This window comes from Streptomyces cinnabarinus, assembly GCF_027270315.1.
GTDB classification, from domain to species: Bacteria; Actinomycetota; Actinomycetes; order Streptomycetales; family Streptomycetaceae; genus Streptomyces; species Streptomyces cinnabarinus.
Genome location: NZ_CP114413.1, coordinates 1,295,327 through 1,320,987, shown reverse-complemented (window position 1 = coordinate 1,320,987; position 25,661 = coordinate 1,295,327). Strand labels below are relative to the sequence as shown.

The 25,661-nt window shown below is 73.4% G+C and carries 22 protein-coding genes and 1 pseudogene; 3 read left to right on the top strand and 20 right to left on the bottom strand.

The genetic code is table 11. The annotated features are described in order from the left end of the window. Window positions 1–13: 13 nt before the first annotated feature. The 3 genes and pseudogenes from STRCI_RS05580 to STRCI_RS05570 form a co-directional block, all read right to left on the bottom strand. A complete protein-coding gene (locus tag STRCI_RS05580) occupies window positions 14–1,246 on the bottom strand; it encodes a phosphodiester glycosidase family protein (protein ID WP_269657716.1) in 1,233 nt (410 codons plus the stop codon). A gap of 75 nt (window positions 1,247–1,321) precedes the next feature. Further along, window positions 1,322–1,681 carry a DUF779 domain-containing protein gene (locus tag STRCI_RS05575; RefSeq protein ID WP_269657715.1) on the bottom strand — a complete coding sequence of 120 codons (360 nt, stop codon included), beginning with the start codon at window positions 1,679–1,681 and terminating at the stop codon, window positions 1,322–1,324. A gap of 90 nt (window positions 1,682–1,771) precedes the next feature. Then, window positions 1,772–2,257, bottom strand: a pseudogene (locus tag STRCI_RS05570) (nucleotide triphosphate diphosphatase NUDT15); the annotation flags it as partial. Window positions 2,258–2,398: 141 nt separating this feature from the next. Between STRCI_RS05570 and STRCI_RS05565 the strand changes: the two are divergent. The 3 genes from STRCI_RS05565 to STRCI_RS05555 all read left to right on the top strand — a co-directional run bounded on the left by STRCI_RS05565 (window position 2,399) and on the right by STRCI_RS05555 (window position 5,153). After that, entirely contained in the window at window positions 2,399–2,833 is a 435-nt protein-coding gene (locus STRCI_RS05565) for a VOC family protein (protein ID WP_269664493.1), read from the top strand. Window positions 2,834–2,856: 23 nt separating this feature from the next. Further along, complete coding sequence (locus STRCI_RS05560) at window positions 2,857–3,747, top strand: dioxygenase family protein (RefSeq protein ID WP_269657714.1); 891 nt, start codon at window positions 2,857–2,859, stop codon at window positions 3,745–3,747. 143 nt (window positions 3,748–3,890) lie between these two features. Next, window positions 3,891–5,153 (top strand): phytase, encoded by a 1,263-nt coding sequence (locus STRCI_RS05555; protein ID WP_269664492.1) that lies wholly within the window; start codon window positions 3,891–3,893, stop codon window positions 5,151–5,153. A 7-nt stretch (window positions 5,154–5,160) separates the two neighbouring features. Here the strand turns inward: STRCI_RS05555 and STRCI_RS05550 are convergent, their stop codons facing one another. The 17 genes from STRCI_RS05550 to STRCI_RS05470 are packed head-to-tail and all read right to left on the bottom strand — an operon-like array spanning window position 5,161 to window position 25,651. Continuing rightward, window positions 5,161–6,585, bottom strand: coding sequence for a DUF6519 domain-containing protein (locus tag STRCI_RS05550; protein ID WP_269657713.1), 1,425 nt, complete (start codon window positions 6,583–6,585; stop codon window positions 5,161–5,163). A 35-nt stretch (window positions 6,586–6,620) separates the two neighbouring features. After that, the gene (locus STRCI_RS05545) at window positions 6,621–8,747 is read right to left on the bottom strand and encodes a hypothetical protein (protein WP_269657712.1); all 2,127 of its coding nucleotides are present in this window, start codon (window positions 8,745–8,747) and stop codon (window positions 6,621–6,623) included. Next, a complete protein-coding gene (locus STRCI_RS05540; protein ID WP_269657711.1) occupies window positions 8,744–11,989 on the bottom strand; it encodes a putative baseplate assembly protein in 3,246 nt (1,081 codons plus the stop codon). Before STRCI_RS05540 ends, STRCI_RS05545 begins: the two co-directional genes overlap by 4 nt. Further along, on the bottom strand, window positions 11,986–14,862 hold the full coding sequence (locus STRCI_RS05535) for a putative baseplate assembly protein (protein WP_269657710.1): 2,877 nt from the start codon (window positions 14,860–14,862) through the stop codon (window positions 11,986–11,988). Before STRCI_RS05535 ends, STRCI_RS05540 begins: the two co-directional genes overlap by 4 nt. Continuing rightward, window positions 14,859–15,230 (bottom strand): GPW/gp25 family protein, encoded by a 372-nt coding sequence (locus STRCI_RS05530; RefSeq protein WP_269657709.1) that lies wholly within the window; start codon window positions 15,228–15,230, stop codon window positions 14,859–14,861. The genes STRCI_RS05535 and STRCI_RS05530 overlap by 4 nt, the downstream gene beginning before the upstream one ends. Before the next feature lie 5 nt (window positions 15,231–15,235). Further along, window positions 15,236–15,580 carry a hypothetical protein gene (locus tag STRCI_RS05525; RefSeq protein ID WP_269657708.1) on the bottom strand — a complete coding sequence of 115 codons (345 nt, stop codon included), beginning with the start codon at window positions 15,578–15,580 and terminating at the stop codon, window positions 15,236–15,238. A gap of 10 nt (window positions 15,581–15,590) precedes the next feature. Continuing rightward, window positions 15,591–16,127, bottom strand: coding sequence for a phage baseplate assembly protein V (locus STRCI_RS05520; RefSeq protein ID WP_269657707.1), 537 nt, complete (start codon window positions 16,125–16,127; stop codon window positions 15,591–15,593). Then, the gene (locus STRCI_RS05515; protein WP_269657706.1) at window positions 16,124–17,245 is read right to left on the bottom strand and encodes a hypothetical protein; all 1,122 of its coding nucleotides are present in this window, start codon (window positions 17,243–17,245) and stop codon (window positions 16,124–16,126) included. Before STRCI_RS05515 ends, STRCI_RS05520 begins: the two co-directional genes overlap by 4 nt. Continuing rightward, window positions 17,242–17,571: a LysM peptidoglycan-binding domain-containing protein gene (locus STRCI_RS05510; protein ID WP_269657705.1), complete on the bottom strand. Its 330-nt coding sequence runs from the start codon at window positions 17,569–17,571 to the stop codon at window positions 17,242–17,244. The genes STRCI_RS05515 and STRCI_RS05510 overlap by 4 nt, the downstream gene beginning before the upstream one ends. Window positions 17,572–17,603: 32 nt before the next feature. Beyond that, window positions 17,604–18,254, bottom strand: coding sequence for a hypothetical protein (locus STRCI_RS05505; protein ID WP_269657704.1), 651 nt, complete (start codon window positions 18,252–18,254; stop codon window positions 17,604–17,606). A gap of 29 nt (window positions 18,255–18,283) precedes the next feature. Then, window positions 18,284–20,155, bottom strand: coding sequence for an eCIS core domain-containing protein (locus tag STRCI_RS05500; RefSeq protein ID WP_269657703.1), 1,872 nt, complete (start codon window positions 20,153–20,155; stop codon window positions 18,284–18,286). Next, window positions 20,152–20,409 (bottom strand): hypothetical protein, encoded by a 258-nt coding sequence (locus tag STRCI_RS05495; protein WP_269657702.1) that lies wholly within the window; start codon window positions 20,407–20,409, stop codon window positions 20,152–20,154. Before STRCI_RS05495 ends, STRCI_RS05500 begins: the two co-directional genes overlap by 4 nt. Next, window positions 20,406–22,397: an ATP-binding protein gene (locus STRCI_RS05490; protein WP_269657701.1), complete on the bottom strand. Its 1,992-nt coding sequence runs from the start codon at window positions 22,395–22,397 to the stop codon at window positions 20,406–20,408. Before STRCI_RS05490 ends, STRCI_RS05495 begins: the two co-directional genes overlap by 4 nt. After that, window positions 22,394–23,590 carry a Pvc16 family protein gene (locus tag STRCI_RS05485; RefSeq protein ID WP_269657700.1) on the bottom strand — a complete coding sequence of 399 codons (1,197 nt, stop codon included), beginning with the start codon at window positions 23,588–23,590 and terminating at the stop codon, window positions 22,394–22,396. Before STRCI_RS05485 ends, STRCI_RS05490 begins: the two co-directional genes overlap by 4 nt. Next, window positions 23,587–24,420 (bottom strand): hypothetical protein, encoded by an 834-nt coding sequence (locus tag STRCI_RS05480; RefSeq protein WP_269657699.1) that lies wholly within the window; start codon window positions 24,418–24,420, stop codon window positions 23,587–23,589. The genes STRCI_RS05485 and STRCI_RS05480 overlap by 4 nt, the downstream gene beginning before the upstream one ends. Then, window positions 24,417–25,121: a hypothetical protein gene (locus STRCI_RS05475; protein ID WP_269657698.1), complete on the bottom strand. Its 705-nt coding sequence runs from the start codon at window positions 25,119–25,121 to the stop codon at window positions 24,417–24,419. The genes STRCI_RS05480 and STRCI_RS05475 overlap by 4 nt, the downstream gene beginning before the upstream one ends. A 5-nt stretch (window positions 25,122–25,126) precedes the next feature. Next, complete coding sequence (locus STRCI_RS05470; protein ID WP_269657697.1) at window positions 25,127–25,651, bottom strand: phage tail protein; 525 nt, start codon at window positions 25,649–25,651, stop codon at window positions 25,127–25,129. Window positions 25,652–25,661 lie beyond the last annotated feature (10 nt).

Sequence of the window (25,661 nt, the reverse complement as noted above, 5' to 3'; positions counted from 1 at the left end):
CCGCGGCGCCGCGTCACGGGGTGGTGAACACCCCGATGCCGTTCGGGACGGCGCGTTCCGCACCGCCCGAGGGATGATTGCGCACCGCGACCCCGGCGGCCCCGGGGGCGCGGGCGACCAGGGTCGAGGACCCGCCGCCGTCCAGGCTGAAGGCGTCGACCGAGCCCAACTCCCGCATGGTGTCAGCGATCTCGGCGATGGTCAGCCCCTTGTACGCTGGCCCGCCGTCGAGCGAGAACAGCAGCACCTGCCTTCCGCCGCCCCCGATGCCCACGGCGCTGCGCACCGCCGCCGTCCGGGCGTCGAGACCCGCGAGCGGCTGTCCGCCGGCCAGCACCGGATACCCGCCGAGCGCGAACCGGTAGGGGATCTTCGAGTCTGCCGCCACCAGCCGGTGCCGTACCTTCACCGGCTGCCCCGGGACGAGCTTGCGCAACTCCTGCGCCCCCGCCTCGCGGCCCACCAGCACCGTGGTCCCGGCCTCGATCGCGCCGCGGCCCGGCGTGTCGGCCGTGGCCACCACCCGGCCGCCCCTGACCGTCACCTCATGGGTGTCCGTGCTGCACGGCGCGGCCCGGTCGGTGTCGGTGCCGCAGGTCGCCCGCACCCGCGAGACCGAGCCCCAGTCGGCGGTGAACGCCCCGACGGAGTTGACCGGCAGCGCGTACTGGTTGAGCCCGCCGAGCCCGAAGTTCCCGATGGCCGTGCGGACCGAGCCGGTCAGCGTCAGGTCGTCCAGCCGGGCCCGCCGGTCCACGCCCATGCCGAGGACGTCCTCGGTGGAGGTGCCGGGCGGCAGCGCGGGCCCGAACCGCTGACCGTTCGGCACCGCCGCCTTGAGCGTACGGCCGCTCGCGACCGCCGGTCCCACGCTCGCGCCGGTCACCTCGACGCCCGGGTGCTGGGTCTCGGTGATGTTGAAGAAGTCGCCGTTCACCCCGGCCACCGCGCCCCGCGCGTCGGCCAGCCGGGACACGGTGTCCCGCGCGGCCACCTTCCCCGGGTACAGCAGATCCAGGGTGACGTGCGGGTTGGTCAGGTCGACGCGCAGCAGGTGGCCGTGGGCGGTGCCCTGGGTTCCCTGGATGTCGAACTGCTCGTAGACCACGCCCGGCGCGATCCGGCCGCCGGGAACGCCGCTGGCCGGTGCCGCCCCCACCAGGGCGGTACCGGCCAGCGAGCCGAGTGCGGTGAGAAGGGTGAGTGCCCTTCTGCCTGCCGTGAACCGTCTCTGACGCTCTGTCACAGTCCCCCCTGAGGGTTCGTCAACTGTCGCAGGACTCAGGGGAAGTGCATCAGATCGAGGCGGTCGGCGGGATGGCTATGCGCCGACGACGCGAGAACGGATGAGAAAACGCACCCCCTCGGGCGCCTCCAGCGAGAACCCGCTGCCCCGGCCCTCGACCACGTCGACGATCAGCCGGGTGTGGCTCCACGCCTGGAACTGGCTGCGCGACATCCAGAACGAGACCGGCTCCTCGATGCCGTCCACGTACAGGTCCGCGAGCAGCACGTCCGAGTCCCCGGTGCGGAACTCGCCGTCCGGGTAGCACATGGGGGCGCTGCCGTCGCAGCAGCCGCCGGACTGGTGGAACATCAGCGGGCCGTGCGCCTCGTGCAGCCGCCGTATCAGATCGGCGGCCGCGGGCGTGAGTTCGACGCGCGGGATCTCCTCGTACATGCCAACCATCCCCAGGGGAACCGGATCCGGATCGACCAGGGGACCACGGGGGAGGTTGCGAGAGCGTTGCAAGGCGACGGCCGTGCGGGCCTACGGCGTCGCGTAGCGCGTGAAGAGGGCCGGGGTGTGGTCGATGGGCAGACCGGGGCGCCAGGCGGTGAGGGCCTGGGCGCTGCACACGAACAGCTCCTGCGGCAGCCCGTCCAGGGCGTACCAGCGCCAGTCGCCGACCTTCTCGCCGGGCTGGTCCGCCGGCTCGCCCCGCCAGTCGGTGACCTCGGCGGCGACGGTGACCCGCACGACCCCGTCGACCTGGTCCAGGAGGGTGCCGAGGAGACGTACGTCCGCCGGGCGGGCGGTCAGACCGGTCTCCTCGGCCAGTTCGCGCACGACCGTCTCCTGGAGCGACTCCCCGGGTTCCACCATGCCGCCCGGCAGCTCCCAGGTGCCGTGCCGGTGACGGCCGAGCAGCAGGCCACGGGGGCCGTGCAGGACGGCGCCGACGCCGAGGGCGGTCTGGGGGAGCGGCGGGAGGGCGGTGCGGGGGCGCGAGGAGACGCGGGCGGGGGGTGTCATCGGGCTCCTGACGTGGTGGGCGCGAAACGGCTCGACGCCTCCGTGGCGGTGTGCCTAGGATGATCGTCGCGGCATCGCGTGTCGGTCACCGACAGGGTGAGGCATGGAGGCGCCGCGGAGATGCCCTTGGAGGCATTCACCTTGTCAGTCGAGTTCAATCACACGGTCGTCCCTTGCCGCGACCGGGAAGAGTCGGCTCGTTTCCTCGCCCGCATTCTCGGCCTCGAGGTCGGTGAACCCGCGGAGCCCTTCCTGCCCGTCGACACCGCGAACGGCGTCACGCTGGACTTCGCGACCGTCCCCGGTGACATCCCGACGCTGCATCTGGCGTTCCTCGTCTCGGAGGCCGAGTTCGACGGGATCCTCGCCCGGCTGGTCGCGGAACAGGTCCCCATCCAGGCCGACCCGCACGCCCGGCACCCGGGCCGTATCAACCGCAACGACGGTGGCCGGGGCGTGTACTTCCACGACCCGTCCGGACACGGCCTGGAGGCCCTCACCCGCCCCTACGGCTCCGACCCGGCCTCGGAGCTGAACGGCGTGACCGAAGAGGTACCCGGCGCGGCCGTGCGCTGAGCCCTGCTGCGAAGGAGGCGGAGATGAGCGAAGACTCCCGCGAGCCGTCCGGATTCTTCGAGGCGGAGACGTCCGCGGAGACCGTCGCCGCCTCCTTCGACGGCGCTCCCGACGAGCGCCTGCGCGAGATCCTCACCGCCCTGGTGCGGCACGCCCACGCCTTCGTGAAGGACGTGGGCCTGACCGCCGAGGAGTGGTCCGAGGGCATCCGCTTCCTCACCGGCACCGGCCAGAAGTGCGACGCCACCCGGCAGGAGTTCATCCTGCTCTCCGACGTCCTCGGGGTGTCGATGCTGGTGGAGTCGCTGAACAACCCGGCGGACGGCCGGTGCACCGAGGCGACCGTGGAGGGCCCCTTCCATCTGGTCGACTCGCCCGCGCGGGAGCTCGGCGACACCATCGACGAGACCGGCGGGAGCGGAGAGCCGTGTCTGGTCACCGGCCGGGTCACCGACACCTCCGGGCAGCCGGTGGCCGGCGCGCGGGTGGACGTGTGGCAGGCCGACGCGGACGGGTTCTACGACGTCCAGCGGCCCGGCGAGATCCCGGAGCGCAATCTGCGCGGCCTGTTCACCGCCGACGCCGACGGCCGGTTCTGGTTCCGGACCGTCGTGCCGCGCCACTACCCGATCCCCACCGACGGCCCCGTCGGCGCGCTGCTGAGGGCGACCGGCCGGCACGCCAACCGGGCCGCCCACATCCACCTCCAGGTCTCGGCGCCCGGGGTGCGTACGCTGACGACCCATCTGTTCGCCGACGATTCCCCCTACCTGGACTCCGACGCGGTCTTCGGCGTCAAGGCGAGCCTGATCCGCCCCTTCGCGCCCACCGACGACGCGGCCCGCGCCGCCGGGTACGGGCTGCCGAACCCGTTCCGGCACGTGGACTTCCCGATCACGGTGCGCCGTATGTAGTGTTCATGTCAGATCCACCTCTCGGCAATCGATGGACGCTCACCCTTCACGCACGCCGGACAGGCTGCGAGACGCATCCGATCATGAGTCGAAGGAGTGTTCGCGTGCCCGAGCCCCGTACCCGCCGACCGCACGTCTTCCTGATGACGGCCACGCTGGTGGCACTCGCCGTGACGCTGCCCGCCCAGGCCCAGGCATCCGCCGAACTGCCCGCGCTCACCCCCAGGTCGGAGACGGCGGCGCTCTACGACGACGAGGCGGGCGGCAACTCCGACGCGGACGACCCGGCGATCTGGCGCAACTCCGCCGACCCCGGCCGCAGCCTGGTCGTCGCCACCGCCAAGGAGGGCGGCCTGCGCGTCTACGACCTCGACGCACGCCTCGTCCAGTCCGTGCCCGCGCCGGCCGGTCCGACGCCCGACGACGCCCCCGGCCGCTTCAACAACGCCGACCTGGTGCACGGCCTGAAGCTGTCCACCGGCCGCGCCGACCTCGCCGTCACCAGCGACCGCGGCAACGACCGGCTCCGCTTCTACCGCATCGACCGCGACCGCGCCGGCGGCCCGCTCACCGACGTCACCGACCCGGCCGCGCCCCCCGTCTTCTCCGCCGACCAGGACGAGATCAACGACCAGACCACCGCCTACGGCCTCGCCACCTGGACCGACCGCGCCACCGGCCGGTCCTACGCCCTGGTCAGCCGCCGCGAGCGGACCGGCGTCGCCCTCCTCGAACTGCTCCCGAGCCGCTCCGGCACCGTCGGCTACCGCAAGATCCGCACCATCGACCTGCCCTCCGCCTTCCGCCTGCCCGACGGCACCTCCTGGACCCCGTGCGGGGAACCCGGCGAACTGCCCCAGGTCGAGGGCATGGTGGTGGACGCCGCCAACGGCATCCTCTACGCCGGACAGGAGGACATCGGCATCTGGCGGATCCGCGCCGACCTCACCGGCACCCCCCGGCTCATCGACAAGGTCCGCGAGTACGGCGTCCCCGGCACCTACGACGAGGCCACCGAGGAGTGCGTCCCGGGCACGGACCCCGGCTACGGCGGCAGCCATGTCTCCGCCGACGTCGAGGGCCTCACCCTGATCCACGAGGCCGACGGCGACGGCTACCTCCTAGCCTCCAGCCAGGGCGACAACACCTTCGCCGCATACGACCGGGAACTGGCCGACGGCAACGAGTACGAGGGCGGCTTCCGCGTCACGGCCGCCTCCGCGACCATCGACGGCTCCGAGGAGTGCGACGGGGCGGCGGCGCTCAACGCCCCGCTCGGGCGCCGCTACCCCGACGGCCTGCTGGTCGTGCAGGACGGCGACGAGACCCCGCAGCCCGACGACCGCACCGCGACGGGCTTCAAGTTCGTCGACCTCGGGGACGTGATGACAGCCCTCCACGACTGACCGGGCCCTATGCCCGGGCTTTGGCCAGCGGGACGAAGAGCGAGCGCAGATCGATCACGGTCCGGTCGGCGTCTCCCGCGGGCTCGACCTTGGCCAGCGGCGCGTAGTGGTACTCCACCCCGTGCGGCATCCGGGGCTCCCGCTTCCCCTGGGCGTCCTCCGGCCACAGCACGTCCCCGGTGACGACCCGGGCGGGGATCAGCCAGTAGTCTCCCGGCCGGTAGACCCGCCGTACGGGCTCGGCGTCCTCGGCGTCCTCCCCACCAGGGACCCCGGCGGGCGGCGGGGCGGGTTCGAACCGCACCTGGACGCCGTCCTCCAGCGTCAGCCATCTGCCCTCCTCGACGGGCAGCGCACCACTGTGCTCGGCGGACTCCGGAGGGCGGTGGTCCCAGCGGCGCAGCAGCGGCCGGAGTCCGGGCGCGGTGCCGAGCCCGAGCTGGTGGGGGTCGAACGCCGGGTCGTTGTCGAGGGTGACCCGGCGGGCGGCGTGATCGATCTCCACGATCCGGTACAGCCGGGTGGCGTCCCGCGGGACCACGTCCCAGGCCGCGCGGGCGACCGAGGCGTCGTCGACCACCTCGACGACATCGCCGAGATCGAGCCCGAGCTTGTCGTCCCGGCCGAGGGTGTCCAGTTCGAAGGTCGCGCCTGCGGCGGACCGCACGGGGAAGACGACCGAGCCGTTCTCCCGCGACCACTTGAACGTCGCCTGGCCGGCCGTTCCCCCGCGGTGCACCTCCACGCGGTACAGCTGGTTCTCCGGCCCCCGGAAGCCGGATTCGGGGGACAGATCGCAGGGGTCGGTCTCGTCCTCGGGGAGCTGGGCGCGGGCGGCGAGCATGCCGCGGGCACCGAACCGCCGGTCGAGCCCTTCCTTCAGGGCCGTGAGGGCGTTGTCGGCCTCGGGAAAGACCTCAAGACCCCCGGGGCCGAGGGACACCCAGTCCAGCTGCCACACGACACGGGTCCGCAGCGTGGTGTCCGGGCCGTGCAGGCCGAGCGCGAGCTCCCGGATCGACGGTTCCTCATGCGCCGTCACCAGGCGCTCCCACACCCGCAGATACACCATGAACGGATCGGCCGGCAGCTTCCGGCTCTCGTCGTGATTCTGGTCGAGATGCCCGTCGGGCTGGCTCCAGTACTCCGCGCCGTCGCACTCGCAGAGCATGCCGTCGACGTACATGTGCCCGGGTGACACCTTCAGCACCCCGTCGGTGAAGTCGACCCGGAAGCCTCCCGGGTCCTCCTCGCCGGCGACCGGACAGGCCGCGGGGCCGAGCACATCGGTGACGAGCCCGCGCAGGTAGTGCAGCAGGATCGCGGTCTGCTCGTTGATCTCGGAGTCGAGCTGGACCCGCCCCTGCTGGGACAGGACGGCCGAGAACCGATGGACCGGGTCGAACGTGACCCGGGAGAAGTCGCCTTGCATATGGATGCGCTCCCTGGCTGGAGAGGTGGATCGGCTCAGGTGACGAAGAACAGGCCGCTGTCGGAGCCCGCCGGGGTGTACTCGTCGAGCCGCGCGCGCAGATTGTCCTCGCGCTGCGGCTGGAAGAGGTCGTGCAACGCGCCGGGCTCCGAGCCGTCCTCGGCACCCCGGCGGACCTCATCGGGGCAGTCGTCGGCGAGCTGGACGTACCCCGGGGTGCCGTACCGGGTGCTGGTGAACCGCGGCACGACGCGCCCGGGGTCGCCGGAGTGCTCGGGCTCGCAGTGGAACCGGGCGGGCGTACGGGAGTCCGGCGGCAGCCAGCAGAACCGCACGCATCCCTCGCCGCGCCGGGACACCTGGACCTCTCCGCAGAGCAGCGAGTCCTCCAGCAGGTCCACGGCGTGGGCGCGCAGGGTCCCGATCACGGTCGTACGGCGGGCCGAGAGCACCGCGTACGCCGGGCGGCCCTCCGGACCGGTCAGCGCCGCAGACGTCCGGCCGGTGGCGTCGAGCACCGAGTCGGCGAGGTCGATCCGGTTCGGCTCGGCGGCCGACTCGTCGTGCCGGACGACCAGGGTGCCGACGACCGAGTGCTCGACGCGGAGGTGGGCCGGAGTGCCGATCAGCTCAAGGCCAGGCTCCTCGGGGTACTTCGGACCGCACTCCTCGTCCAGGTCCCAGCCGGGCACCAACGTGCAGTGCCGCAGCACCACTTCGCCCACCCGGCCGCGCACCTGCACACTGCGCCCGGTCACCATCAGCCCGTCCAGGGTGATCCGGGGCAGCGGGCCCGAGTTCTCCTCCGGTCCGGTGATCCGCAGGGCGTCCGGTCGGTTGCCGGACCAGTCGAGCAGTCGCAGCACCGGCCGTACGCCGTCGGCGGCCCGGAGCGTCAGCCGGTCCCCGGGGTCCAGATCGATGCCGATGATCTCCTGGTAGGTGTCGTTGCCGGTGATCTCGACGACGGCCTCGGCCGGCGCCGAGCCGGACAGCTTGTCGGCACGCCAGTGCTCCAGCGCCTCGGTGATCCGGCCGTGCGGCTTGCCCGGGCCCACCCGGTACGGCTCGGCCCCGGTGACCGTGGCGTGCGGGCGGGCGTACTCGCCGCCGCCGAACTCACCGGCGCAACCGTGGTGATACGTGACCAGGACACCCGTCTCCGGCGCCTCCCGGGACGGGAACGCGATCCGGCCGAGCACCGGATCGACCGCGACCTGACCGGGCCGCGCCCGGTACGTCCACCCCGACAGGTCCGCCGCCACGATCCGCTCCAGCGGCACCGGCTCGCGGTCGGAACCTGTCCACACGCACAGGCTCTTGCCGGGACCGTAGTAGTCGGCCGTCCGCTCCGTCAGGGCGCGCCGCCTGATCGGCGCGGGGACGTTCAGCTCGTCCGCGGTGTGGCAGGGGGACGGCTCCGGCACCGGCCTGGTGAACAACTGCGTGTCATTGCCCAGGATGCTGAAGGTGTAGCGGTACGGCGCCCGGTCGTCGCAGTACGCCGGGGCGCAGGTCACCGAACACGCCGTCAGCCGCCACACGTACAGGCCGACCCCGGTGACCCCGTACGAGCCGGAGCGGTACGGGGCCGCCGTGCGCGGCACCTCCGCCGTGCGCGACAACTCGTCGAACGGCCCGCCGACCCGGTCCAGGGCGTCGACGCGCCGCAGATCGGGCAGCCGGCCGTGGCGCAGCCGCCGCCGGGCGCCCCGGTCGTCGGCCGGGTAGCGGCGGACCGGCTGGGTGACCGCGAGCAACCGCCGGAACTCGACCGCGCGGGCGGGCCAGTTCGCCATGTCGGCGGCGAGGTCCTCCAGCAGCGCGAGGGTGCCCTTGCGGCGCCGGTTGGCGACGGTGTCGGCCACCTCACGGCGCGGCACGGCCGCCGCGAGCCGGCGCCGCGCCTGGGGTGTGCCGTCGCCCGGCGCGGTCGCCGCGCCCGGCAGCATGCGGTGGCCCACCAGGTCCCCGATGTACGGCACGGCCCAGTCCGCGCAGGTCTCGATGAACCAGCCGGCGTAGAGCCGCTCGATGTCGGCCTCCACGAGATCGGCCTGCTCGGCGACGACCGACAGCAGTGCGTGCAGCCGGCGGCCCGTCTGCTCGTCCCGCCGCTGGTGCACGGCGGGCAGCAGCCCGTACAGCTCATCGGGGGTCATGGGATCCTCCGCAGCACGAGGGTCTCGGGGGTCGAGGCGTCGAGCACGGCCAGCTGCGCGGGCCGCAGTCCGCGCCGGACGACCGGTGAGGGGAAGGTGGTCGAGAGGTCGCCCCTGAGCTCGGTGTGGCCGATGCCGGGGTTGAGCCGCAGGAGCTGGTCGACCGTGAGCCCGTTGCGGGTGGCGACCGAGGTGAGCGTGTCGCCGGGGACGGTGCTGTGCCGCAGGGTCCGGAACCCGGCGGGCCGCGCCGCGACACAGGGGCGCGCCGTGGTGAGTTCGCCCGCGAGCCCCGCCAGGCCCACCGGGTCGATGTCGTCGGGGATGCCCGCGAAGACGTCGACGTCGACATGGTCGACTCCGTCCACGGACTGCGCGGCGCGCACGGCCGTGCTCAGGTGGACGGAGCCCGCCAGTTCGGCACGCTCGAAACCCAGGGCGTCGTGGAGTGCGGCGCGGACCGCGGGCGCGACCCCCTCCCAGGTGCGTTCGGACTGCACCCGCACCCCGGCCGACAGGACGAGCAGCACCCGGTCCCGCACGGCCACGCGCACCGGCAGCCGCGGGTCCCCGTACCGGGCCAGCGCCGCCTGGAGCGCGGCCACCAGGGGCGAGGCCGCGGTCAGGGGCGCGTCGTCCGCTGCGGCGACCGTGACGAGCACGAACCGGCGGCGGCCGTCGGTGATGTGCTGGGCGGCCGCCTTGCCGATGCCGGTGAAGGCCCGCGCGAAGTCCTCGTAGTCGCGCAGCGAGACCAGCCGGTCCAGAGCCCGCAGCCGCAGGGGGACCCGGGAGCGGGTGCTCTCCACGCCGTCCGCGTCCGTCCCGCCGGTCGACGGCAGCGGGTTGGTCACGGCGCTCACCCCGAGCGGCCTGCTGACCACATGGTTGACCTGACCGGCGGGGAGGTTGCCCGCGCTGCCCGAGCCGATCCGGTAGCGGGCCGTGACGTTCTCCGTCCCCGTGGGCAGCCGGGCGCCGTGCCGGCCGTCGCCGAACTCCACGGCGGCCGAGCCGTCGGAGCCGGTGCGCAGCCGGTAACCGGGGTCCGTCGGGCCGAGGTCGGTCAGGTCGTCGGCGCGCTGCCAGGCCACGTCCCCGACCCGCACGGTCAGGGTGTCGGCCGCGCCGTCGGGGGTGACGGCCGGCAGGGAGGTCAGCGGCCCCTGCCGCAGCCGGAACGCCTGCCCGGCCTGTCCGGCGTCGCCGCTGCCGAGGACCTCGGTGCGGGTCTCGCCGACGGTGGCGGGAGTGACGTTGCCGTGGATGACCACCGTCTCCCGCAGGTAGCGGTAGGCGAGCCGGGTGGTCAGGACGAGCGTGGTGTGCACCCGGTCGCCCGGACGCAGCCGGTCATGGGTCTGGCGCACCCCGCCGAGCACGACCAGTTCGGTGCCGCGGACGCCGGTGACGAACGGGACGTCGGTGCGTTCGCCGGAGACGATCAGCCACTGGCCGGGGCGCAGCCCCTCGTACGCGCCGTCCAGCGTGATCTCCTGGCCGCCGACGTGGTCCGGGACCGGGACCTCGGCGACCGGCAGGGTCTCACCGGCCGCCCAGACCGTGATCTCGCGGCGTCCGTCGTCCGAGAAGTACTTGTCGGGCAGCCCGCGGGAGAGCACCACCTGGGTCGACTTGACGGCCACCTTGATGCCCATCGCGGCGGGCTGCCGCACTTCGGCCACCTGCCGGATGTGCGGCTTGCGGTCGCCCCGCTGCACCACGATCCAGCTGTGCGGGACGATGGTGTCGTAGACGGCATCGAGGGTGAGCTGGCGGCCCTCCGACGGAGCCGTCGAGCTGTTGCGTTCCGCGCTGTCCACCGCGATCAGGGGCCTGCCCCGGCGGCCGGTCTCCCGCAGCGTGGCACCTGCCGGGGCGGCCCGGACGCGGAGCCACTGGATCTCGACGAGTTCGGCGGGCGCGGACACGGACACGGCGTTCATGGCCCGGTAGAGCTCCCCGGCCAGCTGAGGGCGGGCGGCGGCGAGGATGCGGGGGAGCGCGTCGGACGTGGCGCTGTAGACGTCACCGACGCGGGTGGCGGCGGCACCGTCCGCGGCGAGCGGGCGGGACGGCGAACGACCCAGTGCGGCCAGGGCGGGGGCCAGCCCCAGCAGGGCGGGGCCGGCCTGGTCGCGGCTGCCGGAGGCGCCGGTCGGCACCCGCGGGTCGACGCCCTGGGGCGACCCGGTCATGGCGGCGACCGCGGCCGTGACCGCCCGGCCCCGCTTGACGAGCGGCGCGAGCCACTCCACGAGCGGGGTGTCCCCCTCGGCGCGGGCGACGGCCAGATGCTCGGTGAGCCGGCGCAGCGGCTCCGCGAGCCGCTCCTGGTACAGGTGGAGGTTCGGGGTGTCCGGCGACTCGTCGGGCTCGGGCTCGGGTTCCTTCAGCCGGTCCATCAGACGCTCGGCGAGATCCCTGGCGACCTGTGAGGGCGGCACGTCCGCCAGTGCCACCTCCAGCGTGCGGTGCATCCGCCGCACGGCCTCGACGTACCGCCGTTCGCCGCCCGGGGACTCGAAGAACACGGTGGTGCGGTCGTGGGCGGGGTCGGCCCGGATCTCCCACACCGTCCGAGCGACGTTCTCCCGGGGGTTCGCGAACAGGAACAGCAGCCGGTCGCCCGGACGGATCGAGGGATGCATGCCCGTCAGTTCGAGGCTGCGCATGTCCAGCGCGCGATTGGGTGTGATGCCGGGCGGTCCGGTCCTGCGGACCGGCAGCTCGTTCCATTCGGCGCGGGCGGTGAGGTCCTCGGACGTCTCGAACGTCTGGGGCAGACCACCGGGCAGCGGACTGCTCTTGGCCTGGGAACCGGCCGGGATCGTGGTGCTGTTGCCGGGGTCCAGCGTGTAGGCGAGATGGGCGGCGGCCGCGAGCGCGGGCCGGGGCCGGTGGCCGACGAGCCGCCCGAGCCGGGTCAGCGAGTCCTGCTCGGTGGCGGTGCGCAGATAGCCCTCGTTGGCGATGCGCTCCTGATAGAAGGTCAGGACGTCGGCGATCATCGCCCACCCGTCCAGCAGGGCGATCGCCGGGTCGTCCGGCTCGCGGGTGGTCAGCGCGGCCAGCTCGGGGTGGTCGGTGGCCGACAGCCGGGCCAGCATCGCGTCCAGGAACTCCCGGTGGGTGCCGATGCGGTGGTTCAGCGCGGGCAGCCCGGGGCGGTTCCACACCCCGTCCGGGGCCGGGGCCCGGGTCCCGGCGCAACAGCCGCAGCGGTGCGCGGAGCCGCTCATCGCCCTCCTCGCAGGTTCAGGGTGAGCCGGCCGTTTTCGGGCCGGGCCGGATCGTCGTCGAGCCGCGCGATCTCCAGGGGCCGTAGCCGCAACAGCCCGGAGGCGGGCACCGGTTCGGTCGTCTCCACCGCGGCGTGCAGCCGGCCCAGCCGGGTCACCTCGACATGCCGCACACCGGGCAGCCCCGCGACGGCGGCGACCAGCCGGCTCACCCGCACGGGCGTGCCGAACGTCAGGGTGTCGGGGTCGAAGAAGCCCAGCCGCCCGTCGGGAAGACGGCCCGGGCGCAGCTCCCGCCGTACGTCACGGCGTACGTGCCCGGCGATGTGCCCGGGTTCGACGGTGACGTCGAGGGCGACGTCCAGCGGGACGTGGACGGCCGGTCCGGTGACCACGTCGTGCCCGATGTGCCGGAACCGGTGCAGCTCCTGCCGTACCTCCTCCAGCAGCGGGCGCGGTACGTCGGCACTGCCCAGGGCGTCGAGCGCGATGTCCGCCTCGTACCAACTGCCGGTCCAGCGCAGGGTCGCGGCGGCGCGCTGCACGCCGGGGCGCAGGCCGGCGAGGGCGGCGTAGTCCTCGGCGGTGACGGCCCGGCGCAGCCGGCGGAAGGCCTCCCTCGGCGCGGCGATCCGTACGTCGGCCACCGGTTCGGGGTCGGTGCCGCCGGTGGCGGGGAGCGGATTGCTGACCCGGGTCACCGCCGACAGCTCGGCCGAGCCGGAGGAGACCAGGCAGATCGCCTCCCGGCCGACGTTGCCCGCACGGCCGTTCCCGGTCCGGTACTCGGCCAGGAGCGTCCTGCCCGGCGGCGGTTCGGCGCCCGCTCCGCCCGAGCCGAACCGGAGCGTGAGCACACCGTCGTCGTCGCTCTCCCCGACGAGGTGCCGGTCGCGCGGACCGCTGGAGAGCAGGTCCCGGCGCGGCGTCCAGGACTCGGTTTCTCTCCGGGCCGGACGCGAGTGCTGGGCTTCCGGGCCGCTCGACTCGTCCGGGGCCGTGGCCCACACGCGGACGGCGGGCAGGGCCTCGCGCGGATCCGGGCGCAGGGCGTCGCACGCCGGGCCGTGCAGGGCGCGGTTGCCGGGAGCGAGCAGCGGCCAGACGTCGGCGCCCCAGGTCTGGTCCAGTTCCCAGCCGATGTCGGCCCGGTGGAGGACGTAACCCGAACGGGCCTGCCGGGCCAGGGCCTCGATCCGGCGGATCTTCCCTTCGAGGAGTTCGTCGAACCGGGTCAGCAGGGTGGTCAGCGCGTACTTGGGGTGGTCGTCGAGCCGGACCCGGGCAAGGACGCGGGGCCCGAACAGCGTGTGCAGGAACGCCCGGTCGGCTTCCTCCAGGGTGGTGTCGGAGCCGCGGAGCTGCAGGAGCCGGTCGCGGACGGTCTCCGGCAGCCGGGCCAGCGCGCGGGCCTGGGCGGTGGCGATGTCGGCGGGGCGGGGGCATGGCGCGGACCGGCTGACGGGCAGGCCCCGGAGGGTGAGCGCGAGGCGTCCGGCGGACGGGGTGAGCTCCTCCGGGTCGCCATCGGCCCAGGTGTTGAGCAGACCGTGCTCCACGAGCACCGTGTTGCCGCGGACGACACCGACCTCCCGGTCCGCACCGTCGGGGCCGACGGTGCTGACGCAGAAGGGAAAGGTCAGGGCGTCGTCGGCGGCCCACGCGATGTCCAGGACCGGGATCCGGGACAGCGCGTCGAATCCCGGGGTGACCTCGGTCAGCCGGACGGCCTGCCTGTGGGTCGGGTCGGCGTCCGCGGGGGATCCGGTGCCCGCGCCCAGCACCTCCTCGAAGACGACGACATCGCCGGGGGAGAGCCGCAGAACGCGCCGTGGCTCCTCCTGGTCGGGCCCCGCCTCGTCGGGCCCCGCGTCGCGCAGGGTCGCGGTCGTCGCGCCGGAGGGCAGACAGCAGGCGCCGTCCCCCCAGGTCCACAGGGAGATCCGGTTGTGGGCCCGGCGCAGGACGATCTCCTCGTCCCCCACCGGCTGGAACACGGGGCGCCCGCCGGACCGGAGTTCCCCGGCGGCGACGACCGGCCCCGCGGGCCGCGGGCGCCGCCCCGGCGGCAGTACGGTGAAGGCCAGGTCCGCGCCCGGCAGGGTCACGGTCTCCTGCTCGGTCTCCAGGCAGACGAAGGCGCGGGCCGCGCAGCCGTCGTGCATCGGGTAGTCGACCAGCCGGGCATGCCGACGGACCGAGGTACGCAGCCGGGCGGTGTCGAGATACGCCTCGGAGGCGACGGCGTCCTGCTGGTAGCTCAGCCGGTCCCCGACGTAGGCGAGGAGCTCCACCAGGGTGACGGCCAGATCGGGCACATGCCGCTCGGTCCACTCCGGCATCGTCAGGGAGAACCGGTCCAGCAGCAGCCGACGGAAGCTGGCGTAGTCCTTGGCCAGATAGTCGATGGTCGGTTCCGGACCGCTCGGTCGCGGCGGACAGGCGTCGGCGGCGGGCGCGCAGTCCAGGCCGTCCGGAGCGGAGTGGAAGGTGAACTCCTTGGCGGCGTAGCGGGAATCGAAGCCCCTGACCAGCGCGACCAGCCGGTAGACGGAGGCGTCGCCGCACCGGTCCAGAGTCAGCCTCAGACAGTGCGCCTCCTCCTCGTCCTCCTCCTCGGCCTCGCCGTGCGGGACGACGTCGGTGACCTCGATGCCGGTGACGCGCCGGCCGCCCTCGACGCGGAAGGAGTGCCGGTCCAGACCCGACGGGAGCGTCCCGAAGTACGCCACGGTCAGCGTGCGCCGGTCGGCGCCGACGGTCACCGACTCAAGGCCCGCGAGCCCCTGCTCATGTACCGCGGCCCGCCGCCGCTCGCTGTCGCAGACCGGCATCCGCGCTCCCGCGCCGGGGCTGGCCGCCGCTGCCGTCATCGCGCGGTCCCTCCGTCGATCCGGACGCTGTGCTGGTCGCCGGTGGCGATCAGCCGGTAGGAGAGGGACACGCTCAAGGTGGCCTCCTCGACCGTGACCTCAAGGCGCTCGATCGTCAGCAGGTCCCCGAGCCAGCGCTGGAGGGCGGCTTGCGCGGTCATCTCCACGGTGGCGACCATCTCCGGTCCGGCCGGCTCGAAGACCAGGTCCAGCAGCCCACAGCCGAAGTCCGGCCGGTTCACCCGCTCGCCCGGAGTGGTGAACAGCACCTGCTCGACGAGGTTCTGCACATGGGCGGCGTGGTCCGCGGTCGCGGTCCGGCCGCGGCCGTCGAAGCGGAACGGGAAGTCGACGTTCAGCACGGTCATCGCGGTCACATCCCCCACACCCGGATCTGCATGGCCTGCACCAAGGGCGGCGCGGGCGGGGACGAGGTGCTCAACCCGGCCCCCGGGGAGGGCGGCGGCGCGGGCTGGAGCAGCGCGGGCACGCCGTTGACGAACACCCGGGCAGCGGGCTTGGTCCAGCGGATGGTGGCACAGGGTACGGCCCCCGTGGTGGCCAGCCCGCAGCCGGTGACCAGGAAGGTGTCCGCCGTGGTGGCCACCGGCTGGGCCAGCACCAGCACCCGCTGCTGGGTCGGCGCGGGCAGAGTGGCCAGGCCGGGCGGGTGCGCGCACGTCATGGTGGCGCCGAAGTGGAGCAGCAGCCCCGTCATCTCGTACTCCTCACTGCACCATCAGGGCGCCGCCGTTGACGATGACCTGGGTGCCCATGAGCTTGATGCTGGCCAGTCCCGGCCCGCAGGACAGTTCGATGCCCTTCTCGTCGATCTTGATGAACGGCCCCGCCGGACCGCGCAGTTGCAGCGTGATCCCGCCCAGCGGGGCGCTCTGGTCGCTGATCACCAGCGAGTTCTGGCCGGGGGTGGCGAGGACGATCTGCGGTACGCCGGGCGGGGTGGACTTCGCGGCCGGCGGCACCTCGCCCGCGCCGCCCCGCCAGAACCCCACCCACACCGCCCGGTTGGGATCACCTCCCAGGAACTGCACCCACACCCCGGAGCCCATTACCGGCACCACATACATGCCGCTGGCCGTGCCCGCGAGCGGCGAGAGCGGGGACGCCCAGATGCTGGGGTCGTCCCCGAGCACCTCGGGGACCCGCACCAGAAGCCGGCCCATCTGGGTGGTGTCCACGTTGGACACCACGACGCCTTGGTAGAGGCCTTCCCACTTCTTCGTGGCGGGAGCGGGCGCTGTCATGGGATCACCACCGGTGTCTGGGAGACGAGTCCGTCCCGGCTCAGGGTGAAGCTCTGCTTGTACTCGCCGCGCCGGATGTCGTGCGTGACGCTGCGGACGTAATAGACGCCGTCGTAGGCGAGTCCGGCGCCGCGGACGCCGACGAGGTGGCGGGCGCTGAGGACATGGCCGTAGCGCAGCACGTCGAGCCTGCCGCTGCCGGTCACGGCGTCCGTGGACACGGAGGTGCGGCTCAGTCCGAGCAGCAGCGCCTCGGGGACGGAGCGGTCGGTGAGGTCGGGCAGGGGCTCCTCGCGCAGCGCGGTGGCGGGACGGGCCGCGAGCGGCGGACGCAGCAGACTGATGTCGGGCACCGGAACCTGGAACGTGATCTTGGTGTTCGGTTCGGTGAGCGGGATCGTGTACTGGGTGCGGCGCAGTCCGTCGTAGCCGAAGGACAGCGATTCCACGTTGGTGGCGGCGCCCGAGTCGACGGTGAGCGCGGGCTGGAGGAGCCCGGCGCGGACCTCGGGGCCCCAGTAGGCGATGCTCATCCCGGGGGCCGGGCCCGGTTCGATGAAGAAGACGTAACCGACATCGCCCGCCATCGACTTGAGGTAGGCGAGATCGGTGCCGGACTGGACGGGGATGTCGACCGCCGGGTTCGGCAGGTCGCTGATCACCGGGGGTACCGCGATCGGGACGATGCCGTACTCGGCGTAGCGGGCGCACACCATCATCGCCCGCAGGTTGTGCGGCAGGCCGGGATAGCTGCGTTGAGCGTGCTTCAGGTCCATCAGCAGCGAGAGGTCCTCCCCGGTCACCGTCAGCTGCGAGGTGCCGGGGGAGGTTCCGGGGGTCAGCTCCTGGCGGGTGATGACACCGTCCATGAGCACATGCGGCATCCCCGAGACGACTGCGACGACGACCACCCTGCGCTTGGGGTCCAGGGCCCCCAGCGGCAGCATCACCTGCGACACCGGGGACCGCTTGCCCACGGCGAAGGTCAGCTGGAAGCCGCTCGCCGCGCCGCTGGAGCAGGTCACCTGGACGGACTGGAGGGCGTCCACCAGGGCGGCGGGGGCCGGGACGGGCAGCACATCCCCGGTGAGCAGCATCAGTTGCAGGCTTCGGGTCATGACGGAGCGGCCCCCATGGCAGGCGGCACCCCGGGCACTCCCGCGGGAAGCGTGATGCGCAGCCGTCTGCCCGGGGTCCAGGTCAGCTCGTCCGGCCGCAGCACCCGGTGGGCATCGGCGATCCGCCAGAACTGCTCCGGATCGCCGTAGTGCCGGCCGGCGATCAGATCGAGCCGCTCACCCTCCACCACGACATGCTCGCCCAGCGGGGCGAGCTCCTCGGGCCGCGGCAGGAAGCGCCGCCGGACGTAGGTGACGGTCCGCCCGTCCGGCGCCGTCCAGGTGGCGGTCTCGATGCCGTGGTAGCGGCTGGTGGGCTCGAACATCGTTCGCCTTCCTCGGGTTCGGTGTCGGTGTGTCAGATCGCGCGCAGTCCGACGGCGCCCAGCACCGGGCCGCCGACGAGCGTGGCGAACCGCTCCTTGCCCTGGTGGTAGCGCAGATACAGCGCGCCCGCCTTGTGCTCGAATCCGACGTCGTCGACGGTCAGCGTCCGCACCGACAGCCCGACCTTGGCCCGCACCGGGTTCAGTTCACCGTCGTACGCCTCCTCGGTGACCGTGAACTCGGTGATCCGGACCGGGACCACCCGGCGGGCGCCCAGCACCAGCACCGTCAGCGGGGCCTCGACGGGCGCGATCTCGATCATCCCGGCCGAGGCCATGCTCTCCTCGCGCAGCAACTGCGCGCTGTCCGGGTAGACCGCGCTCTCCAGCGCCGACAGCGCCCCGAACAGTCCGGTCCGGCCCGGCTCGGCGGACCGGCCGCCCGTGGGATCGAGCTGGTCGGCCGCGTCGAACTCGGCGTCGAACTTGAACGTCTCGCGCGGCGGCCCCTTCAGCCGGAGCGCCTCCAGCCGGTTTCCGGCCTCCTCACCGACCCCCTGCGGAGTGAGCGTGCGGGTGAGCGTGTCCGGGTTGTACTGGAACGGAACGACCCGCAGCACACGTCCCTGCTCGGGTTCGAGGAACACGATGCCGCCACGCAGGGCGGGGGTGGTGGGGGGCATGGGGCGGTCTCCGCTCTGGTCGGTGGGGGCTACTGCGGTGCCGGGAGGGTGGTGCCCGGGGGCCGGTCCTGCCCGGGCGCCTGCTCGGCATCCAGCTGGGCGTACCAGGCGTTGAGCAGCTTGACCTGCGTCATCAGCAGATCGTGGTCGACGGAGAGCCGGTCCCTGAGACCCCGCGCGTCCTGCAGGCCGTTGTCCGTGTGGTTCATCAGATGCTGGAGGTCCTCGCGGGTCTTCCACACATCGACGTCGGACGCCGTGCTCGGGTGGATGACTCTCGCGGCCGCGTTCACCTTGAGCAGCAGGTCCGCGGCGTCCCTCCGCTGCTCCGCACGCCCCCGGTACTTCTCCAGCCGGGTGATCTCGGCGGTCGTCTGCCCGAGCCGTGAGTCCAGGGTCGTGGCTGCCGAGAGGAGCCTCAGGGAAGCCCTTCCGATGCCGGCCAGGTCTCCCGACGCCACGATCGCCGGGAGCATCGCGGGCAGGTCGCGCAGGGTCGCGCCGTACGCCTCCTGCTCGACCCTGGCCTCCTTCAGGAAGGTGGCCGCGTCCTTCACCTGCTGTGTCTCGTCGAAGAGGATGAACGGCCGCTGCTTGCCGGCCTGTTCGGCCAGCCACATCCCGTCGACCGTGGCCCGGTAGACCTGGTAGGGACCGGTCATGTAGTCGAGCGCCTTGACCAGCTTGGTGAACGTCGTGAGGACGGCGAGGACGGCCGGGAGCCGCGCCGCCATGGACCCCGTGAACCGCACCCGGCCGAGCGCCGGGCCACGCGAGGGCGGGGGCGTGTCGACCACCAGAACCGTCAGTGGGATACGGCCGAAGCGGGCGCCCTTCCTGGCCAGGTTCGCCGCGTGCTGGATCTCCAACTGGTCGGAGGGTGGCAGTTTGGAGAAGCCCGGCACCTCCACATGCACGAGGAGCCGGTTGGGGTTGGTGAGAATCGTCTTGCTCCAGGTCCCGCTCTTGGGCTTCTTGTTCTCCCACTGCGCGTCGCCCATGGGTTGGAACTTGGCCTTCTCCGGTTCGGCGATCGCGCCGCCGAAACCGGCGACCCCATCGTTGACGTGATCGGTCACCCGCTTCTTGATCTTGTCGACGCTCAGTCCCTTCTCCGTGAGCCGCTTGATCTGGATCCAGGTGCCGCCCTTCACCCGCTCGGTGACCTCGACCCTGCCCGTCTTCGGATCGGTGGTCTGGGCGTACTCCGGTTCGCTGCCTCCCAGGACGAGGTCGATGCCGGGCTGAGCCTGCTGCGGCCGGAAGGCCGGCGGGTAGTAGTAGCCGTGGGTGTCCCCTTCGAGCATCTGGTGGTCCGGGGACCGGTGGACCCCGACCCCCGCACCGACCCGCACCGTCCCGGACGCCGAGCCGTCCCCGGCGAGAGTGCGGGCCTCGGCCTCAGCAGCGGCCGCGCCTGCGGCCCCGGCACGGCCTACGTCCTGCTGGACCACATGCGCCAGTTCGTGAGTGAGTAGCCGGGCCCCGTGCGAGGTGGCGGGCGCGAAACGGCTCGCGGCGAAGGCGATGTGATGCCCGACGGTGAAGGCCCGAGCACCCAGACTGGCGCTGGCGCGGGCCGCTTCGGGATCGGTGTGGACGCGTACGTGGCTGAAGTCGTGCCGGAAGCGCCGCTCCGCGTCCGCGCGCACCCCGGCCGGAAGCGGGGCCCCGGGGCGGCGGACCACATCCCGGGCCGCCTGCGGCAGTCCGTGCTCGGGCACCGGCTGGTCGCCACGGTGGCTGCGCACCAGGGCGAAGTCCCCCGGCCAGACGGAGGCCCGGGGCCGCTCGTCCGCCGCGTCCGGATCGGGCCGATGGGCAGCCGCGTGGGTCGGCACGGCCGCCGGGGCCGTGGTCGGGGTCGCGGGGGCGGCGCCGCGGCGTGACTTCTCGTTCACCGGCCGCCTCCCTGTGACGGCCGGAGGCTTCCGTGTACGGCCTGGGCGATCCCGCGGCCCAGCGCGGCCGGGTCGGACACCGGGGAGAGGGGAGCGGCCGCGGCACGGCGGACGCGGTGGGAGGCGGCCGGGGTGATCGGCGCCCGGGTCAGCAGCTCACCGAGTTCGGCCGTCAGGGCCGCCCGGACGCGCGCCGCGTCACGCGGGGACACCCCCTCCAGGACGACCCTGCCGATGTGCAGTTCGATCCTCATCCCACCGCCCCCCTGACCGTCGCGGCCGGGGCGGGCCAGGCGATGTCGTGCTCAGGCACCGGGGTCTCGGTCTTGTGGAGCTCCGCCCGCGCGGCCTGAAGCAGCGTCGGCATGTCGATGGCCGTCCCCGCGGCGGCCGCGGCGAAAGCCGCGTTGAGGGTGATGTTGCGGATCATGCCGCCGCTCAGCGGAAGCGTCGCGAGACGCTCCAGGTCCAGCTCGCCCACGGGCGCGCTCGACGGGAAGGCACGGGCCCACATCTCACGGCGCTCCGCGGTGCCGGGAAAGGCGAAGGGCACGATGAACCGCAGCCGCCGCAGGAACGCCGTGTCCAGCGCCCGGCGCAGATTGGTGGCCAGGACGGCCAGACCCCGGTACGCCTCCATCTGCTGGAGCAGATAGCTCACTTCGATGTTGGCGTACCGGTCGTGCGAGTCCTTCACCTCGCTGCGCTTGCCGAACAGCGCGTCCGCCTCGTCGAAGAAGAGCACGGCCCCACCCGGCTCGGCGGCGTCGAACAGCCGCCGCAGGTTCTTCTCCGTCTCGCCGATGTACTTGCTGACGGCGGCCGACAGATCGACCCGGTACAGGTCCAGCTCCAGGTGCCCGGCGAGGACTTCGGCGGCCATCGTCTTCCCGGTGCCACTGGGACCGGTGAACAGGGCTGTGATCCCCAGACCGCGGCTGACCCGCTCCGCGAAGCCCCACCGGTCGTGCACCGTGGCCCGCTGGGTCACCTGGTCGGCGATCTGCCGCAGCAGCGCCTTCTCGTGCTCGGGCAGTACGAGGTCGTCCCAGCCGACCCGCGAGTCGAGCCGCTGCGCCAGGGCACCGAGGCGCGGCCGGGTGCGGACCAGACAGCCGTGCCAGGCCAGGCGTGGATCGGTGCCGGCGGCGACGGCCACCTCGTGGATCGCGGAGAGGTCAAGCGTGAACTGGCCGGCCAGCCGGTCCGCCGCGGTGGGCGGGAAGACCTCGCCCCAGGCGGTGGCCCGTTCGGCGGCGGGCGGCGGCGCGATGTCCACGGGCGCCGTCGGGACGGGGAGGTCGGCACGCGCTTCCCGGGTGGCCACGAAACAGGGCCCGCCGCTGCGTTCGAGGAACCGGGCGACCGGCCCGGCCGACTCCTCCGGCTCGCTGTCCGCTTCCAGGTAGAGGGCGAGCGGCGAGAGCCGGGTCTCGCGGTGCCACAGCCGGGCCACGGCGTCGAGGTCCTCGGCGGAGCGGGGGAGCAGGGCGGTCGGCATCCCGTACAGCAGCAGACCCGAGGCCGCCGCGGACTGCCCGGCCACCGACCGCTTGCTCTCCCGGTCCGTGCCGAGCAGCTGGATCACCGGCGGACGGCCGTCCCCGGTGGGCCGGGGATCGAGCCAGTGCCCGAGCACCTCCGCGACGGCCGAGTGCCGGGTGGACAGCGCCGGGCTCTCGGCGGCGACCAGCGGCTGGACCGGCTGGAGCGGTGTCACCAGGGCGTGCAGCCGCTCGTCGAGGTGGTCAAGTCCCTTGAGATGGTTGACGATTCGCTCGTCGACCCGCAGCGGGCTGCTGACCAGCGGCTGCCCGGCCGACCGGTCGACGTCGACGAGCCGCCAGTAGCGCAGCGCCCCGAACGGGGAGAGGGCGTCCCAGGCCGGATCCGGCAGGAGCGAGAAGGCGAGCGCGAACGTGGGGTGTCCGGCGAGATGACCGCCCTGGGCCTCGGCGTAGAGCCCGGCCATGCGGGGGTCGAACTCCGGCGCGGCACAGAGCAGCAGCGTGTCGCGCTCGAACGGGGAGAGCCCGAGCAGTCGGCTCAGGCCTACGAGCGCCGGAGGCCGGGTCTCACCGTCGTCGGCCCACTCCACGTACCCCGTGCCGGTCAGGTCCGACGACTCGGCGGCCGTGATGTGTTCCTGGAGCAGGCGCCGCAGCCGGGCGAGAGCGGCGGCCAGGTACTCGTTGTTGTACGTCTCCCAGTCGCCGTCCGCTGGTTCCACCGCGGACGTCATGACACCACCACCGCCAGGTCGGTCGCGAACTGCGGCTGCTCCGCCGCCCCGTCGGTCAGTGGGCTCTCGACGCCGTCCACCCGCAACCGCAGCGCATGCCGTCCCGGGCGCGCTCCGGCCCACCGGAACCGCAGGGTGCTCGTCACGTTCGCGAACTCGTCGGCGGCCGCCAACGGCCGGTCCCCGACGATCAGTTGCACCCGCTGTCCGGGTCGCACCCGTGGCGTGCACTCCACTTCCAGCAGCGCCGCACCGCTCGCGTCACGGGTCACCTCGATCGGCAGCGTGCCGGTGATCCGCGGGACGATGGCGAACGGGACCTCCCGTGTGGCCCGTTGGGCGCCGTCGGCCGAGGTGAGCACCACTGCCGCGGTCCAGGTGCCCGCCGCGAGATCGGCCGGGAGCGCCGCCCGTACCTCCGTGGCGCCGGCCTGCCCGGCGGTGAGGTCGTCCGGCCCGGCGAGCACCGGATGGGCCAGCCGGACCGTGGGCACCCCACTGTCCAACAGGGTTCCCCCGAGGACCAGTTCGGGATCGGCCCCGGTCAGGTCCACGGTGACGGTGTCCAGCGTTGGCAGCAGCCCGGCGGTGCTCGCGGACGCCTCGGGCCCGCGGTCCTGATCGCCGCGCCCGAGCACGGGCAGGGGTGCGCGTCCGGGCACCGAGCTGTCGAGGAGCACGATGCGCGCCTCGTACGCCACCGATGCCCGGTACTGGCTCTGGAAGGCGGTCCAGAGCTTGGAGATGTCGTCGGTGGAGAAGGCCACCGGAGTGATCCGCACGGCCTCCGGCTGCTGGTGCAGATCGCTGAACGGAGCGGCCCGTCTGATCTCCTCGGCCGTCAGCTGGGCATGGTCGTGCAGGGCCGCCATGGCCGCCCCGAGGATGCGGTGGGCGGTCGAGTCCTGGGCGTCACCGCTCACATAGGGGGTGAGTACGTAGTGCAGGACGAGCGGCAGCGCCGGGCGCCCGGTCTCGCCGGGGCGGGTCCCGTCCGGGTCGAGGCTGCGCCAGGCGCCGTCGATCGTGGTCCGGTACAGGTAGACGTTCAGGGCGGCGGTGGGCCGTTCGGCGGCCACCTCGTCCGGCGGGCGGGCCATCACCACGGTGCCGGGCACCTGCCGGCCCAGCGCGCCCTGGAGGATCGAGCGCAGGGTGTCCGTGACGGCGGCCACGGCGAAGGTGTCGCTCATGACCGCCCCCGCAGATACTCGTCCAGCCCGAGCTGAGGACGGCGACGCGCGGGGCGCGCGGGCGCCTCGGGCTTCGCCTCGGCGGCACGGACTTCGAGCCGGTCGATGGTGATGCGCACGACCGGCTCGACGGCCTCCGGCACGGGGGCGGCCGTACGCGGCGCCTCGCCTCGCAGGGGAGGCCGCATCGGGCGCACGGGATGCGTGGGGCGCACGGGGTGCGCGGGAAGTCCGGGCGACGCGGGAGACCCGGCGGCACGGATCGCGGGCGCCGCCGCTGTGGGGCGCACCGGCTCGCGCGGGTGCTGGGTGGCGGAGCCCGATGCCGCGGATTCCGCTACGACGGACTGCGTTACGGCGGATTCCGGTGCGGCGGACACGGGCGCCGCGACCCCATGGGCGCGGGAGGGCGGGTCCGCAGGGCGGTCGGTCGGACCCTCAGGGGGCGACCCCGCGGCGGTGCTCTGCTGTGCGGTGGGCGGAAGCGGGGCGGGACCGCCGTGCAGCACGGGCGCCGGAGCCCACGGCGAGGCCGTGTCGGGGGCGGCCTCGATACGGTCCCGGGAGGCGGGTGACGCCTCAACGACGTACCCACCGGAGCGAGTTGAAGAGGCTGCACAGGGTGCAGCGATGGAGCCACCACCTGGCGTACGACGCTCCGCGGGCCGGCTCCCGTGCGCGGCGGGCGCCGACGGCAGGTCCTCCGCCACCGGAACGTGATCGCCGTCGTCGGCGCGCAGCCGAGGCGCCCCCGGATCGAACATCGTCGGCAGCTGCGGACGCAGCCTCGGGCCCGGCTCACCGAGCAGTCGGCCAAGGAAGTCGGTCATCCGGCCGCCGCCTCCAAGTAGTACTGCCGCCGCGTGGGACTCACCCCGAGCACCTCGGCCTCCGTCCACCCGTACTCGCGGGCGAGCTGGTGCACTTCGTGAAGCAGCCGGCGGGCGTACGCCTCGACCTCGGTCCACAGGTACCCGGCCAGATCGAACGCCGCGGACCAGGAGTGACGGCAGTACGGGCAGGCGAGCGCTACGGCGGTGTCCGCTCCGGGGTCCAGGGCGGCGAGCCGTTCCGCGACGGCCTCCAGCACCGCGTCGCCGGCCGCCCCGCCGCCGACGAGGCACCGGCGCACCAGCGCGGACCGGGCGTCGGGAGCGTCGGGATCGACGGCCAGGAGGTCCGCCGCGGTCAGCGCGCGGTACGCCACCTCACGTCCGTCCAGGTGCAGCGCGCCGACCGGGACCGGGGTGGAGGGACGGAGGGCGCGCAGTTCGGACGTCGTGACGATGACATCGAGCTGCTCCTCGCAGCGCGGGCAGTCGGTGGCGCAGGGCAGTGCCGTGCCGAAACAGCGCTCCCGCAGTTCGAGCAGCAGGGCGTTGAGCTCGCCCAGGGGGCGGTTCGCCAGCGGCACGGCCGGGTCCGGCCCGTCCGCCAGCGCGCCGAGCAGCAGGGCCCGGTCCGGCGGCCGCTGCCCGGCCCCGGCCTCCCAGATATCCAGGAGCCGCGCCTCCGTCAGCTCGGTCGTCACCGCCGTCATCCTGACGCGGTGTCGCTGAACTCGGTCGGCTGCGGCGGCTCGGTGCGCTCGCGGACCCAGCCGTGGTGTTCGAGCTTGATGTGCTCGAACGCGACGGCGTTGGCGTTGGCGTCCAGGTCCGGGAGCGCCTGGTACTCCGAGACCCAGCACTCGTGCACGGCGTACGACAGCACCTTCTGGCCGCCCTCGTCGAACACGTCGATGATGAGGTCCTGGCGGAAGTTCTTGAGCGAGGTCTCCAGCGAGCCCGTGGCGTTGCGGAAGCTCCAGACCCGGTTCGCCCATTCCTCGAAGACGGTGTCGGTCGTACAACCGCGCTCCAGGGTGACGGGTTCGTACTCGGTCCGGCCCGGGAGCTTTCGGCTGGTGCCGGGGCTGCCGCCGTCGCGATGCTTGATCACCTCGGTGGTCCGCTTCAGGCCGCTGACCTTGCTGACCCCGGCGATGTACTCGGTGGACCCGCTGAACTTCACCCGGAACCGGAAGTTCTTGAAGGGGTCCCTGCGCGCGATGTCCGGCATCGGACGTCCT